Origin of the sequence: Vagococcus sp. CY53-2, from assembly GCF_022604695.1 — a bacterium.
Classification (GTDB): Bacteria; Bacillota; Bacilli; order Lactobacillales; family Vagococcaceae; genus Vagococcus.
Genome location: NZ_JALAHP010000003.1, coordinates 101,542 through 116,446 on the forward strand (window position 1 = coordinate 101,542; position 14,905 = coordinate 116,446).

A 14,905-nucleotide genomic window follows, 5' to 3' on the forward strand; every position below is an offset into this window, starting at 1 on the left:
GATATAAAAAAAGTTGCCTTAATTGGCAACTTTTTTTGTGTGCTTAACTCCGATTCCAGTTAACGCACTTAAAATAGAAAAAATAGGTGATAACAAACTAAATAATACAAATGGCAAATAACTCATCGTTGAAACACCAAATGTATTGGCGACAAAACTTCCTGCTATTCCCCATGGAATTAAGTAATTAATTACCGTTCCGCCGTCTTCTAACGTTCTACTTAAAACAACTGGGTCTAAACCCATTTTTTTGTATACTTCTTTAAAGGCATTACCTGGTAAAATAACGGATAATAACTGTTCACCAATAAAGATATTAACACCTATACTAGAAAGCAAACTGACAATAATCAATTGACTTGGTGAAGCTAGACATTTAGCCAATGAGTCAATAACTGTTGTAACTAACCCTATCTTCATCAAAATCCCACCCAGAGATAAGGTTAAAATTATTAATAATACGGTAAACGTCATGCTATTTATTCCACCGCGAGTTAACAACATATCCACTTGTTCATTACCCGTTTTTGATACAAATCCATTCTCAACGACACTCGCTAAATTAGCTAAATCAATATTTCCTTGTTGGATTACAATCATCACCACTGCCACGATAACATTTAATAAAATAGTGATAATCGCTGGTAACTTCTTCCAAGCACATACTAGCATCAGTAGAATAGGGATGAGCGACCACATGGATATATGAAAATGTGTTTCAAGTACTTGTGTCACTTCTTTAACGTTTGTTAATTCTACTGTAGCATCTGATTTACCAATAATGGTAAATAAAATCAATGACACTAAAAAAGCAGGAATAGTAGACCACATCATATTTTTTATGTGATCAAATAAATCTGCCTCTACGACAGCTGAGGCTAAGTTAGTTGACTCAGAAAGTGGCGACATCTTATCTCCAAAGATTGCTCCTGAAGCAATTGCTCCTACAATTAGTGGTGGATTTAGTCCCAATGTGACGCCAATACCAAAAAAGGCGATGCCGATTGTTGACATGACAGTAAATGCACTCCCCACTGCACTCCCTACTATCGCACATACAAGAAAAATAGATGGAATAAACCATTTTACACTGAGTAATTTAAACCCTATCACCATAATCGTTGGGATAATACCTGCTTGTATCCAGACTGCAATCAGTGCACCAACCAACAAAAAAATAAAGATAGGGATAATACCTGGTTTTAAACCACTAACGATCCCTTCATTGACCCACTCTAACGGCATTCTTTTTATGACCATATAGCCAATGGTCAATGCAATAGCAAATAATATCACAACATTAGGAGAGAGTTTAAATACTATAACTCCCATTGAAATACAACATAGAATAATCAATAATACAATACTTGCTTCTAATAAACTAATCCTCTTTTGCATGATAATCCCTCTTTTCATTTAATAAATTTTTTATTTATCAAATGCAACGATATCGTATCATCCCACCACAACTCATGACCATTCTCCTTTTTTATAATAAAAAAAGTCGCCCTTATGCATTTAAACATAAGGGCGACTTTTTTCGCGGTACCACCTTAATTTAAAGATAGTCCATCTATCTTCATCTCTTTAGTTATATTTAATTAGATTCATCTTATGTGTAATTCAGATAAATAAGCTGGATCGATTTTCAGCAACCATCGACTTTCTAAACGCAGTTCTTATTCCCTACTTGCATAAAATGTAAAACTTTTACTCATACTATCTATTTATTTGATAAATGTCAATAGTTTATTTTTTATCCCATAAAAATTGACTCACTATCTCATCCACTTCCTGATTTTCATGAAGTCCACTATGATCTGCACCTTTTCCTTCTATCAACACGTGTTCTACTTGATTACCATGCTCTAATAACATCGCATTAACAGCAAAAGAACTGCTAAGTGGGACTACATTGTCACTCAAATTATCATCAGATAATTTCCCTGCAACTAATAACAGACTAACCTCTTTAGATAACCCACTTAACTCATTCCCATAGAGAATGTAACGATCACTTTTTTCATTTGGTCCGTTAGTTAATAAATCCTCCAAACTCTGACTAGTCAACGTATCAATAAACTCATTAAATGGTGATCCTATTGCTACTAACTTATTAACTTTAGGCAAATCAGTCGTTTGGCTATCTTGTAATAAATATCTCAATCCACTAATTCCACCCATAGAATGTCCTACAATATTTACTTCTTGAATATCATACTCTTTTTGCAAAAATTCTAATACTAGTTTTATCCATCTAGCTTGTTCCCATTCATTATTTCGATTATCTCGAAATAAAACTTGTATCATTGGATTATCCTCAGAAAATTGATTTGAGTCTAATTTATTTTCAGTTGAAATACTCCCGTCACTTGACACAATGACAACAAGTGATTTTGTCGCCACATCTTGACTAGCTAAACGATTAATCATGTGTCCTAATGATCCTCTTCCACCACCAGCGCCATGGATAAAAAGTGTAGGGACATTCGTATAATTTACGTTACTTTCTATTTTTTCATTAGTCGCGCCCGTTACTGATTTTTTTTCCTGCTGATTTATTTGACAAGACGTCAAAACAACTAATAAAAAAATCATAGGGATTAAAAAATGTTTCAAACGCATGAAAATCCCTCCTTAATAGAAAAAAAACATGAAAATAAAAACCGATAAAAATATCGGTTTTTATAGTTTATCTACTTGATCAAAGTCTAATTCTGTACTTGTTTCGCGACCAAACATATCAATATTTACTTTTAATTTTTGTTTTTCTAAATCGATTTCAGTAATCTCTCCAGTTAAACCAGAAAATGCTCCTTCTGTAATTGTCACGGTTTCACCTAGCTCAACATCTAAATCTGTGACACGTTTGCTCATTCCTATTTTACCTAAAATATGAGTCACTTCTTCTGGTAATAGTGGAGCAGGCTTACTACCAGCACCGTGTGATCCCACAAAGCCTGTTACACCTGGTGTATTACGTACAATATACCATGATTCATCAGTCATAATCATTTCAACTAACACATAGCCTGGGAAAGTCTTTCTAGCTGTTACTTTCTCTTGACCATTTTTGATTTCTCTTTCTTCTTCTTCAGGAACAACTACACGGAAAATAAAATCTTCCATCCCCATGCTTTGCGCACGAGATTCAATATTTGTTTTTACTTTGTTTTCATAACCTGAATATGTATGTAATACGTACCACTGTCTTTCAAACGATTCCACAGAATTCAACCATCCTTTTCATGATAAAATAAAAAAACCTCAGAGAGCCGAAGTTTTTCTTTCAACTTAATTGTAACACTCAAATGTGCATTTTTCTAGTTATATCTACAGACCTTTTAGCCCAAGATATGAAAGTTTTGCTAATAAAAAGTCAACCGCTGCGAAAAATAGAGCAAATAAGATAGTTGACTGAATCACTGTAATCACATCTTTAACTAATTTTTTACGACTAGGCCAAGTAACAAGTTTCATTTCTTCAATAACGCTTTTGAAAAATTTCATTCTTTTTCTCCTCCTTAATGATGACTATTTCGTCTCTTTATGAAGTGTATGCTTTTTACAATACTTACAGAATTTTTTTACTTCTAAACGCTCAGTACGTTGTGAATCACTAACTGCTTTTGAATAGTTACGAGAACCACATGCGGTACAAGCAAGTGCAGATTTTTTTTGAGCCAAGGGTAGAATCCTCCCACTTTATTAATAACGTTTAAAGTATAACGTTTAAAAGAAGTTTTGTCAAACACGCTCATTTACTGAACAGGTTATTGTTCTTTTATTTAATCATTTGTTTATGGTATTATTAGATTATAATAAAAAATGAAGGGAGCTACATATTATGTTAATTGAATCAGTCTGTATTCCAAAAAGATTGCTAACAACCGTTAGTGAAACTTGTACGCTAGAAGATGCGTTGAATATCTTAGAAGAATCTGGTTTTCGTTGCGTCCCTGTACTTGACGAAACTGGAAAATTCTTTAGAGGAAATATCTATAAAATGCATATATATCGTCATAAATCAAACGGCGGTGACATGACTCTACCTGTCACACATTTAATAAAAAATGCGACAAAATTTATTCATTTGAATTCATCTTTTTTCAAAATCTTTTTCACTATTAAAGAGTTACCATACATCGCTGTTTTAGATGCCAACGATCAATTTTACGGCATTTTAACACATAGTAGTTTATTAGGTATTTTATCTCAATCATGGAACGTTAAAGAAGGACGCTTCGCATTAACGATTGCTTCAACTGGCCGTAAAGGTGACCTAGCAAACATGACGAAAATTATTTCTAAATATTCTGATATTGCAAGTTGTATTACACTTGATGTTGGTCGCGATGAATACATTCGTCGAACGATTATCACACTACCAGCAGATACTGATAAAGAAACATGTGATTTAATCATCAAAGCATTAAACAAAAAAGATTTCTTTGTCGCTCAGGTCGAAGATTTACAACAACCCTTAAATTAAAAAAATGCAGCCAATTAAATTTGGTTGCATTTTTATTTTCATGATTAAAATTTTTCAAAGTGAACCATACGATTAATTCCAAACATAATTGGTGCTGATATACTCATAGTAATTAATTCACTCAAAAATAGTGAGCCATATGTTGCCCAGAAAAAGTTTGAGCCAATCGATTGATTAGAAATAATGCAAATCATAATAGCAATTAGTATCATACTTACTGAAAAAGCAATCGTATTGATAACCATTCGTATTTTCTCACTCTTAATCCATCTAGCAGATATAGCTGTGATACTTAAAGCCAACAATGTTTGACCTCCACCAAACAAGACATCCATCATGCCTCCTTCAGAAAAGAACAAATTAAATGCCACGACTCCTAAAAGAACACCCCATAATAATTTTTTATTAAACACAACTAAATGATTCAAACTCTCAGATACTCTAAACTGAATCGGCCCTTGCGCAATAGGGGCTACAACAAGTGTTAACACAACATAAAGTGCTGCTATTAACCCATTGACAACTAATGTAGTTGTCTTTGATTGTGATACTGATTTTTCCATTTTTCTTTTTCTCCCTTCCTAGTTTTGATATCGCAGGATGGTATGAACGAACTGCGGTTATTCAACATAACGATATTATCCTACCTGTTGTTTACCCAAATGTCAAAGTTTTTTGGTATGATAAGAGCATGACTAACAAAAAGGAAGAAAATGATGTCACTTATTATTCAAAAAATCAAAACGATTACAACACAGCATTTCTCTTTATTAAAACAAGCAGATCCAGATGAGGATATGATTAATTCATATATTTATCGTGCTTTTTTGTTCGAATGCCTTTATAATAATAAAATTGTAGGTGTTCTAGTATTAAATCAGAATAAAGGGAACGCATTAGAAATTTTAAATATTTCTGTCCTTGAAGAATATCAACATCAAGGAATCGGGTCTGCTCTCTTAGTTTTTACTGAAAATTTTGCAAAAGAAAACCATTACTCTACACTTGAAGTTTGTACAGGTTCTACAAGTATCTGGCAACTTTATTTTTATCAAAAACACGGCTTTCGCATAACAGACATCCAGATTGACTACTTTCTCAAAAACTATTCTGAACCTATTTTTGAGCATGGTATTCAATTAAAAGACCAACTACGTCTTAAGAAAGTGGTTTAATCATATCGTGTTTATTAGTAGAACCGTCAGAATTTAAGGAGTTACTTTATGAAAAAATTAATCTTACATTTATTAGTTAATCAACATGCTGGTTCTGGAAAAGGAGCTAAACAATATAAAGAAGTTCAAAAACAATTGATAGCAAAAAACATTCCATTTAAAACCTATTTTACTGAATATGCTGGTCATGAAAAAGAGATTGTCCAAGAACTATTAAACGGTACTCTTACCCCTTATAAACAAGATGAACCATTTGAAAATTTATTAGTCGTATTAGGTGGTGATGGTACTTTACATGAAGTTGTCAATGCTTTAAAACACGAGCCGACTATTCCCATTGGCTACCTCCCAAGTGGTTCTGGAAATGATTTTGCTCGGGGGGTCGGCATTTCAAGAAAAATAAATGCAGCCTTAACACGCTTGTTAGATGTAAACGAACCAAAACCAATTAGTTTAATGGAGGCAATGGATGTTGACTCAAATGATACTCGTCTTATTTTAAACAATGTTGGTGTAGGGATTGATGCGAAAATTGTGGCAACCGCCAATCACTCAAAGGCTAAATCATTATTAAATCAGATGAAATTGGGCTCTTTATCGTATGTTAGTGCGGCTCTATCTTCCCTGTTTAAGCAACCTTCTTTTCCCTTAATTATTGAAACAACCACAGAAAAAAAAGAATTTGAACGTGCCTTTTTATGTACCACTACTAATCATCCTTATTTTGGTGGAGGAGTTGCGATTGATCCGACCGCTTCAGCTTATACAGATGACGTTCACTTAATTATTGTTGAAAAAATTTTCCCTTTATCTTTAGCTTGGTTAATTATAAAATTATTTTTTAAACAACATTTAACCTCCCCACATCTACATCGCTTTGTCGATTCAGAATTGACACTAACCTGTCCTCTTGCACAAGTGGGACAAGCAGATGGTGAAGAACTAGGAGAAAGAGACTTTAAACTACGCTTTAAAACCACTCAGCGTTTATTTTGGATGTAAAAATAAGCCATGGCAAAAGCCATCGCTTATTTTTTTATTTCAAAATCGTGAGGAGTTTGGTCACTCATTCCAATCATTGGATCAATGGTAAGATAATTATCTAGTGTTAAAACATATGGTTTAGGAATCTCTTCATCTACTTTTTCAAACAAAGACACTTCTTTAACGTTTGATTTTTTTGGTAACTGTTCAAGTTTTTCTTCTACTTTATGATGTAGAGTTTCTTTAACTTCTTGCTCTTTTTCATCTAAATAATTTTCTTCCTCTTTAGCTCGTTTAACTAATAACTCATCGCTTTCAACAAGTCGTTCTGCTAAGGTTGTTTGTCGCTCTAGTGTTTGACTTTCAATTGCTCTGACAAAAGCATCAGGTTCACCAAGTAAAATCAAAAAATCTCGGCTTCTTGTCACAGCTGTATAAAGGAGTTTTCTTTGAAGCATTCGACCATATTGATTCACTAATGGTAAAATCACCATTTGAAACTCGCTACCTTGTGATTTATGAATTGAACACGCATATGCTAATGTAATTTTTTGCCATTCATTTCGTTTATAAACCACTTCTGTCTCATCAAATAAAATCGTCATCTCATCTACTTTATCATCTGTATCTTTTCCATAAGTAATCCCGACGATTTCTCCCATGTCACCATTAAAGACATTCACCTCTGGACTATTCACAAGATGTAGTACCTTATCACCAATACGATATAACTTGTCCAACCATTTTACTTCTTTTCTTTCGCCAGTATCATTGCTATTTAAAATCTGCTGCATCATAATGTTTAGTTGGTCAATCCCTGCTTTTCCACGATACATTGGCGCTAATACTTGGACTTCTTGATTAGAAAAACCTTTATCTTTCGCTCGTGATACTACTTGTTCAACAACTGACTCGATTTGACTAACATGGCATTGAATAAACGACCGGTCTTTTTTGTTTTCTGTTAAATCATTTGGTACCTTACCATTTTTGATATGATGTGCTAATGAAATGATAGAAGAACCATCATCTTGTCGATAAATATCCACTAATTCTTTTTTGGGTATTTCTTTTACTCTTAATAAATCTGTTAATACTTGACCTGGTCCAACTGAAGGCAACTGATCCTTATCCCCTACAAAAATAACTTGCATATTATTTGGCACAGATTTTAATAAAGTATTAACTAACCATGTATCAACCATTGACAACTCATCGACTATCAAAAGTCCACCTTCAAGTTCTCTAGCCTCTTCTACACCTTCTTTTTCTCGACCTGTCAGACCTAATAAGCGGTGAATGGTACTAGCTGGAAGCCCCGTCATGTCATTCATCCGTTTAGCTGCTCGACCAGTTGGTGCGGCCAAAAGAATTGGAAATATCTTTTGCGTGTAATCCTCCAAATTTAGAGAAAAGCCATTTAATTCTGCATATAAAGACACCAAACCATTAATTACGGTTGTTTTACCTGTACCAGGTCCTCCTGTTAAAATAAAAAAATGGGACATGATGGCTTCTTTCAATGCTTCTTTTTGACTATTACCATACTTGATGCCATTTTGCTTTTCAATCATTTTAATCGTGGCATCAATTTCTTTTTCTTTATAAGGTAACTTTTTCTTTTTTTCAAGTAATCGTTTGATAGACGCAGCCGTACCAACCTCAGAAAAATACAACGATTTTTCAAACAAACGAGTTCCCTCTTGAATAATCACACCTTCTTCAGCTAGACGAATTACTTCATCTGCTACTAATTGTGGATCAATTTCAACAGGTCGACTATTTTCTAACACCTGAATCGAAGCTGATAATAATTGCTTTGCTTCCATGTAAGTATCACCAGCATTCAAGCAACCTTGATATAACTCATGAACCAATGCTGCTCGAATACGTTCTGAAGAAGTAGCAGAAATTCCAATTCGTTCTGCTAACATATCAGCTTTTTTAAACCCTACTCCCTCAATATCTTCCACCAACTGATATGGATTCTCTTCGATAATATTTAATGTATCACCTTTATAATATTGATAAATAGTAAAAGCTAGCTGGTTTCCAAAACCATAACGATTTAAGCCGACAACAATTTGTTCCATGCCGTAATTTTCTTTTAAAGAAGACACCAGTGTTTCTTTCTTTTTTTGATTAAGTCCTGCAACTTGATCAAGTAAATCTGGATTATCTAAGATGTCATCTATAGCCGTTTCACCAAGCAACTCAACAATTGTCTGAGCCGTTTTTTTCCCTATCCCAGGAAACTTACTACTTGATAAATAGTTTATCAATCCTTCTGTTGAGGTTGGTTTATCTTGTTCATATCGTTCTACTTTTAATTGTTCTCCATACCTTGGATGATTAACGATTTCTCCATAAAAACAATACAGTTCTCCCTCTTGAATCTGACCAAATGTTCCAGTGACAACAATCTCATCACCATCATAAGTTGTGTTAGTCTCTTTTACTTTTACCAACATGACCTTATAAAAATTTGTGGCATTTTCAAAAAAAATTGCTTCAACCACTCCCTTTAGAAAAGGCGTCTTTGGCATCTCTTCCATTGTCGTCACCTCCATCTATCATGATAAGAAATCTGTATTGTTCCAATCATCTAAAGTAAATTCTCCATCATTAAATGATAAAACTGTCACACTATTATTATCTAACATTCCCTCAACTTCACGAATACGTTCAATTGGTACACCTAAAAGCGTCCGCATACAGGCAATTAACATGGCACCATGCCCAACAAACAACAATGGCCCTGTTTCATTGTCTTCTATTGCTTCTTTTACAACAGTCGTGCTTCTTTTAATCATCGAGTCATAATTTTCTCCATTAAAAGCGGATGGATCATACTTATCTGGGTGATTTCTCAAATAAAACATCTCATTAGGAAACGTTTCCTTTGCTGTTAAAAACTTTTCTCCTTCTAAATCGCCAAAACTAAGCTCTACAAAGCCTGGTCTTTCATACATAGGGACATCATAGTCAAATTGTGACACAATGCCCTCAGCCGTTTCTTTGGCTCGTTTAATAGGACTTGTATACACTGCTTTAAACGGAATCTCTTTTAACGCTTGACCACATTTTTTCATGTCTTCATAACTTTGTGGTAATAAAGGAGAGTCTTTCACTCCTTGTAACCGATCGTCTAAATTCCATTCTGTTTTTCCGTGACGGACAAAATATAATTTCATTCAACTAACTCCTAGCTTAATTTATCATTGTCATAGATATGGACTGCTTCTAAATCAGGAAATGCCTGTTGTCTTAATGCTTCATAAACAACTAACGCAACGGTATTCGATAAATTCAATGATCGAACGTGTTCATCATTCATTGGAATACGGATGCATTTTTCTTCATTGTCTCTCATAAATGTTTCTGGTAATCCTGTTGTTTCTTTTCCAAAAATAAAATAATGGTCACGCCCATCATTAAACGCCACATCGCTATAAGTATTTCTAGCAAATTTTGTGACCAAATGTAGTGGCGAATCACCTAATGTTTCTAAAAAAGCATCTAAGCTTTTGTGATATGTAATATTCACATCATTCCAATAATCAAGCCCTGCTCGTTTTAAATGTTTATCATCTGTTGAAAATCCTAATGGCTCAATTAAATGTAATGGGGAATTTGTTGCAGCACAAGTTCGTGCAATATTTCCGGTATTTGCCGGTATTTGTGGCTCAAATAATACGATATGATTCATTATTTTGGGTCTCTTCTTTCCTATTTTTTTGCATAAAAAAAACGTATCGTCTCGGTGTTAGTTCACTGCGAGTCGCTACGTTGGCGGTTTGCCATCTCACCAACTTTTATCAGAACAGGAATCTGATAAAAACCGCTGAAAATGACTTGATGCTATTGTAGCACTAACAACTATAAAAAACAACCTTAGTTTTGGAAATCAATATTTTTTACCAACCAATATTTTCACATCTATTGTTAATTTCTGAAAATAATTACCACGAGCATGCTCTTTTGCCTGAATACTGGCTCCCCAATGCATTGGTGACATCATCAAAACATCTTGAAAATCTTCTTTTTCCACAACAAATTGATAGGTTATTCTTTTTTCTTCTATTAACTGCATATCTTTTAAAAATTTTTGATACACTTTTTCATTACTATATTGTTGTTTAGCTTGCTCATCATAATAAAATAGCTCACGTAATTCTTTTAAATAATGTTCTTCTGGAATAACTTTAATCACTAGTCCTTCTTTTTTTAAAGCACGACTCATCTCTTCATAGTGACTAGGTGAAAAAATATTTAATAAAGTATCTACACTCTCGTCTTTAAATGGCATATTTGTGACATCTCCAATGAACCAAAAAGCCTCTTTTGAAAAGTCACTTGCTAATACCATACCATCCTTGGACAAATCAAATCCCATCTTAGTGCCAGAAATATCATTGTTTCTGATTAGCCTCTCTAAGATACTTCCTTCTCCAGCTCCCATATCCACTATTAAACCAATTTCCCCTTGATTTGAAATAATACGGGCTATTTCCTTTTCAATTGGCTGATATAATCCCTTTTGAATCATATTGCGTCGATGTTCAAGCATCTGATGATCGTAATCACTTTCCATATGGTGAAGTGGAAAATGGATCGTTCCTTTTTTCGACAAATCAAAATGATGATTATTCTGACAAACTAAGCCATTATCTAATAATTCAAATGCACTATGACATTTGGGACATGCCATTGCACCCACTATCATTTTTAAGTGATCTATCGCATACTCTTTTTTCTTTTTTAGCATATTTAAACTCCTAAATAAATGTTACGACTATCATACCATAATTTTCATCGACAAATGATGGTTTATGCTATACTAATATTACAAGAATGAATGAATGAAACTCGGAGGATTTGTTTGTGATGATTAAAGAATTTTGTGCTGAAAACTTTACGAATATTCCAAATGCGATTGCTTCAGGTGCAACACGCATTGAACTTTGTGACAATTTAGCTGTCGGTGGGACAACAGTTAGTAAGGGTGTCTTGGCAGAAACCATGGCCTACTGTAGTGAAAAAGGCGTTCCTGTGATGGCGATTATCAGACCTCGTGGTGGAAATTTCGTCTATACTGACATTGAATTAAAAATTATGGAAGCAGATATTTTAGAAGCAAGACAACTTGGTGTTGATGGGGTAGTATTTGGTTGTCTAAATGAACAAAATAAAATCGATGAAGAGGCTATGTTAATCTTATTAGAAGCTTCTGAAGGTATGCAAGTCACCTTTCATATGGCGTTTGACTTAATGAAGCGTGATGACCAATTTGAAGCCATCGACTGGTTAAGTCAACATGGCGTTACTCGGATTTTAACTCATGGTGGAGCAAGTGTCGTACCAATTGAACAACATTTAGAATACCTTAATGATTTAATTTCCTACGCTAATAACCGAATTACAATCCTACCTGGTGGTGGAATTACTTATAAGAATATTGATACAGTGACTTCTTTTTTAAATGTAAAAGAGGTACATGGAACTCAAATTGTTGATTTTCATTTTTAAAAAGTGCTTTGCGTTTTAGACGCAAAGCACTTTTTCTTTTACCAATTATTCTCAATAAACTGATCACGACCAGAAGTTCGTCGATAATTTTGATAATGCTCTTCGTTTTTTTGATAAAAATCTTGGTGATAATCTTCTGCAGGATAAAAAGTTTTAGCTTTTTCTATTTGCGTTACAATGGGTTGATCAAATTTTCCACTTTCCTCTAGCTCTTTTCTTGATTCTTTTGCTATCTCATATTGTTCATCATTCTCATAAAAAATAACTGGACGATAAGAATCACCTCTATCAACAAATTGCCCCATAGCATCTGTTGGATCTGTTTGATGCCAATAAATCTCAACCAAGTCTTTATAACTAATTATTTCAGGATCAAATGTAATTTCAACAGCTTCTGTGTGACCTGTTGTTCCACTACACACTTGTTCATACGTTGGATTAACTGTATGACCACCTGTATACCCCGAAACTACTTTAATAATTCCAGGTAACTCATCAAATGGTTTTACCATACACCAAAAGCATCCACCAGCAAATATTGCTTTTTCTTCCATTAAAATCATCTCCTTATCTTTTTCTAACCATTTTAAACAATCTTCTTTTATTCGTCACATAATATGATTTATTCACAAAATATTCCTTCTTTTAAAGGAATATTATTTTATAATATATAATATTTTAATTGAAAAAAAATTTCAATAAGATATAATAATCTTATCTCATATGAAAACGAATACAATCAAGAAAGGAGTTTAAAAAATAATGTTTGGTTTTTCTATTTTTATGAATCAACCTTTATCGAATGAAAAAAAGAGTTACATAGAAAAAATGAAAACAATTGGATTTACAGGTATTTTCACTTCGCTACATATTCCAGAAGATGATGCCGCTACCTACTATTCCAGACTAATTGAACTTGGCACGGAAGCTAAAAAAAACAATCTTAACTTAATGGTTGACATATCAGGTGATGCTTTGTCTAAAGCAGGATTTTCTATTGATCGTCTTGATGAATTAAAACATATTGGTGTGACAGCTCTTCGAATGGATTACCATATTTCAAATGATACAATCGCCAAGTGCTCTCATCATATGACAGTTGGATTAAATGCTAGTACTATTACACAACATGATATTGATGACCTAATCAAACACAAAGCAAATTTCAAACACTTAGAAGCATGGCATAACTACTATCCTCGACCAGAAACTGGATTAGATAAAACCTGGTATTTAGAAAAAAATCAGTGGCTAAAAGAAAATGGATTTACTATTCAAGGTTTCGTTCCAGGTGATAATGATCTACGAGGTCCACTTTATGAAGGATTACCTACACTAGAGGAACATCGTTATATCCACCCTCTAGCAAGTGCTTTAGATTTAGCTAACCAACTTACTGATGACATTTATATTGGAGACGGCGGCTTAAGCGAGGTCACACAATCTCAGTTTAAAGAGTTTTTACAAAATGATACTCTCACTCTCCATGTTAATACCATTGATGAAGAATTTAGCTCTCTCTTTCTTGGTCAACATCACAATCGTCAAGATGAAGCACGCGATGTGGTAAGAAGCGCCAATGCACGATTTAAACAAATACCTGATATTCCCCCCCAAAAAAACCTACCACGCTTAAAAGGAAGTGTGACGTTAGATAATCACGCATATTTACGCTATATGGGAGAATTACAAATTGCCAAAAGAGATTTGGTTAAAGACGATAAAGTCAATGTTGTCGCATATGTGATTGAAAAAGACATTCCCATAATAGACCACATCAAAGCAGGCATGCGTTATGAATTAAGAAAGGATGATGATAATGAGTAAAGTCGATTTAACTAATTTAACTACCGAACAGCGCAACCAAGATACATTAGGTTTAGATACGATGAGTGTCAAAGAAGCTCTTTTATTAATGAATCAAGAAGATGAAAAAGTAGCCGAAGCAGTTAAAGATGAATTAGCTAGCATTGAACCAGTGATTATCCAGACAATTGAAGCCTTTAACCAAGGAGGACGTCTTATTTATATGGGGGCTGGCACAAGTGGCAGACTGGGTGTTTTAGACGCAGCTGAATGTGTCCCAACTTTTGGTGTTAGTCCTGATATGGTGATTGGTTTAATTGCCGGTGGAGAAAAAGCGATGACTATTGCAGTCGAAGGGGCTGAAGATTCCATGGAACTTGGTAGAAAAGATTTAGTTGATTTAAATCTTTCAAAACACGATATGGTCATTGGGATTGCCGCAAGTGGTAGAACTCCTTACGTGATTGGTGGTCTCAACTACGCTAGAGAAATAGGGGCAAAAACAGCTAGCTTATCTTGTAATAAAAACGCGTTGATTAGCCAAAGTGCTGACTTTCCAATTGAAGTTAGCGTTGGTCCAGAATTTTTAACAGGATCCACTCGACTAAAATCAGGAACAGCTCAAAAACTCGTTTTAAATATGATTTCAACTATTAGCATGATTGGAATTGGAAAAGTCTTTAATAATTTAATGGTCGATGTGAAAGCAACTAATGAAAAACTCGTAGAGCGTGCAAAACGCATTATTATGCAAGCAACAGAAGTAGATTATGAGACAGCTGAAACGTATTTTTATGAAGCAGATGAAGATGTCAAATTAGCTATTGTCATGATTTTGACAAATAGTAGCAAAGATGACGCAACGGAAAAGTTAACTCAGGCTAAAGGTTTTATAAAAAAAACATTATAAAGGAGAATC

General features: G+C 34.1%; 17 protein-coding genes. 6 read left to right on the forward strand and 11 right to left on the reverse strand.

Features of this window, described 5'->3' with window-relative positions:
• Window positions 1–18 precede the first annotated feature (18 nt).
• The 5 genes from nhaC to rpmG form a co-directional block, all read right to left on the reverse strand.
• Entirely contained in the window at window positions 19–1,416 is a 1,398-nt protein-coding gene (gene nhaC, locus MN581_RS06385; RefSeq protein ID WP_117973266.1) for a Na+/H+ antiporter NhaC, read from the reverse strand.
• Between the two features lie 333 nt (window positions 1,417–1,749).
• Complete coding sequence (locus MN581_RS06390; RefSeq protein ID WP_117973267.1) at window positions 1,750–2,625, reverse strand: alpha/beta fold hydrolase; 876 nt, start codon at window positions 2,623–2,625, stop codon at window positions 1,750–1,752.
• A 60-nt stretch (window positions 2,626–2,685) separates the two neighbouring features.
• Window positions 2,686–3,228: a transcription termination/antitermination protein NusG gene (gene nusG, locus MN581_RS06395; RefSeq protein WP_117973268.1), complete on the reverse strand. Its 543-nt coding sequence runs from the start codon at window positions 3,226–3,228 to the stop codon at window positions 2,686–2,688.
• Between the two features lie 105 nt (window positions 3,229–3,333).
• Complete coding sequence (gene secE, locus MN581_RS06400; protein WP_117973269.1) at window positions 3,334–3,510, reverse strand: preprotein translocase subunit SecE; 177 nt, start codon at window positions 3,508–3,510, stop codon at window positions 3,334–3,336.
• 24 nt (window positions 3,511–3,534) lie between these two features.
• The gene (rpmG, locus tag MN581_RS06405; RefSeq protein WP_117973270.1) at window positions 3,535–3,687 is read right to left on the reverse strand and encodes a 50S ribosomal protein L33; all 153 of its coding nucleotides are present in this window, start codon (window positions 3,685–3,687) and stop codon (window positions 3,535–3,537) included.
• 160 nt (window positions 3,688–3,847) lie between these two features.
• On the opposite strand from rpmG, the gene cbpA reads away from it, so the two are divergent.
• Entirely contained in the window at window positions 3,848–4,492 is a 645-nt protein-coding gene (gene cbpA, locus MN581_RS06410) for a cyclic di-AMP binding protein CbpA (RefSeq protein ID WP_117973271.1), read from the forward strand.
• Between the two features lie 44 nt (window positions 4,493–4,536).
• Here cbpA and MN581_RS06415 read toward each other — a convergent pair whose 3' ends face one another.
• Window positions 4,537–5,055: a QueT transporter family protein gene (locus tag MN581_RS06415; RefSeq protein WP_241699435.1), complete on the reverse strand. Its 519-nt coding sequence runs from the start codon at window positions 5,053–5,055 to the stop codon at window positions 4,537–4,539.
• Between the two features lie 153 nt (window positions 5,056–5,208).
• Here MN581_RS06415 and MN581_RS06420 point away from each other — a divergent pair, with 153 nt between their 5' ends.
• Both MN581_RS06420 and MN581_RS06425 read left to right on the forward strand, forming a co-directional pair.
• The gene (locus tag MN581_RS06420; RefSeq protein ID WP_241699436.1) at window positions 5,209–5,667 is read left to right on the forward strand and encodes a GNAT family N-acetyltransferase; all 459 of its coding nucleotides are present in this window, start codon (window positions 5,209–5,211) and stop codon (window positions 5,665–5,667) included.
• Window positions 5,668–5,715: 48 nt separating this feature from the next.
• Entirely contained in the window at window positions 5,716–6,669 is a 954-nt protein-coding gene (locus MN581_RS06425) for a diacylglycerol kinase family protein (RefSeq protein ID WP_241699437.1), read from the forward strand.
• A 26-nt stretch (window positions 6,670–6,695) separates the two neighbouring features.
• On the opposite strand, the gene MN581_RS06430 is transcribed toward MN581_RS06425, so the two are convergent.
• From MN581_RS06430 to MN581_RS06445, 4 genes are all read right to left on the reverse strand, one after another.
• On the reverse strand, window positions 6,696–9,206 hold the full coding sequence (locus MN581_RS06430; protein ID WP_241699438.1) for an ATP-dependent RecD-like DNA helicase: 2,511 nt from the start codon (window positions 9,204–9,206) through the stop codon (window positions 6,696–6,698).
• Between the two features lie 18 nt (window positions 9,207–9,224).
• Window positions 9,225–9,845 carry a histidine phosphatase family protein gene (locus MN581_RS06435; RefSeq protein ID WP_117973276.1) on the reverse strand — a complete coding sequence of 207 codons (621 nt, stop codon included), beginning with the start codon at window positions 9,843–9,845 and terminating at the stop codon, window positions 9,225–9,227.
• An 11-nt stretch (window positions 9,846–9,856) separates the two neighbouring features.
• Window positions 9,857–10,363, reverse strand: a complete 507-nt coding sequence (gene trmL / locus MN581_RS06440; protein WP_117973277.1) for a tRNA (uridine(34)/cytosine(34)/5-carboxymethylaminomethyluridine(34)-2'-O)-methyltransferase TrmL — start codon at window positions 10,361–10,363, stop codon at window positions 9,857–9,859.
• 195 nt (window positions 10,364–10,558) lie between these two features.
• A complete protein-coding gene (locus MN581_RS06445) occupies window positions 10,559–11,419 on the reverse strand; it encodes a putative RNA methyltransferase (protein ID WP_241699439.1) in 861 nt (286 codons plus the stop codon).
• A gap of 119 nt (window positions 11,420–11,538) precedes the next feature.
• Between MN581_RS06445 and MN581_RS06450 the strand changes: the two genes are divergently transcribed.
• Complete coding sequence (locus MN581_RS06450) at window positions 11,539–12,180, forward strand: copper homeostasis protein CutC (RefSeq protein WP_241699440.1); 642 nt, start codon at window positions 11,539–11,541, stop codon at window positions 12,178–12,180.
• A gap of 38 nt (window positions 12,181–12,218) precedes the next feature.
• Here MN581_RS06450 and msrA read toward each other — a convergent pair whose 3' ends face one another.
• Window positions 12,219–12,734 (reverse strand): peptide-methionine (S)-S-oxide reductase MsrA, encoded by a 516-nt coding sequence (gene msrA, locus MN581_RS06455; protein ID WP_241699441.1) that lies wholly within the window; start codon window positions 12,732–12,734, stop codon window positions 12,219–12,221.
• A gap of 208 nt (window positions 12,735–12,942) precedes the next feature.
• On the opposite strand from msrA, the gene MN581_RS06460 reads away from it, so the two are divergent.
• A complete protein-coding gene (locus MN581_RS06460; RefSeq protein WP_241699442.1) occupies window positions 12,943–14,007 on the forward strand; it encodes a MupG family TIM beta-alpha barrel fold protein in 1,065 nt (354 codons plus the stop codon).
• The gene (gene murQ, locus MN581_RS06465) at window positions 14,000–14,896 is read left to right on the forward strand and encodes an N-acetylmuramic acid 6-phosphate etherase (RefSeq protein ID WP_117973281.1); all 897 of its coding nucleotides are present in this window, start codon (window positions 14,000–14,002) and stop codon (window positions 14,894–14,896) included. The genes MN581_RS06460 and murQ overlap by 8 nt, the downstream gene beginning before the upstream one ends.
• Window positions 14,897–14,905: the final 9 nt, after the last annotated feature.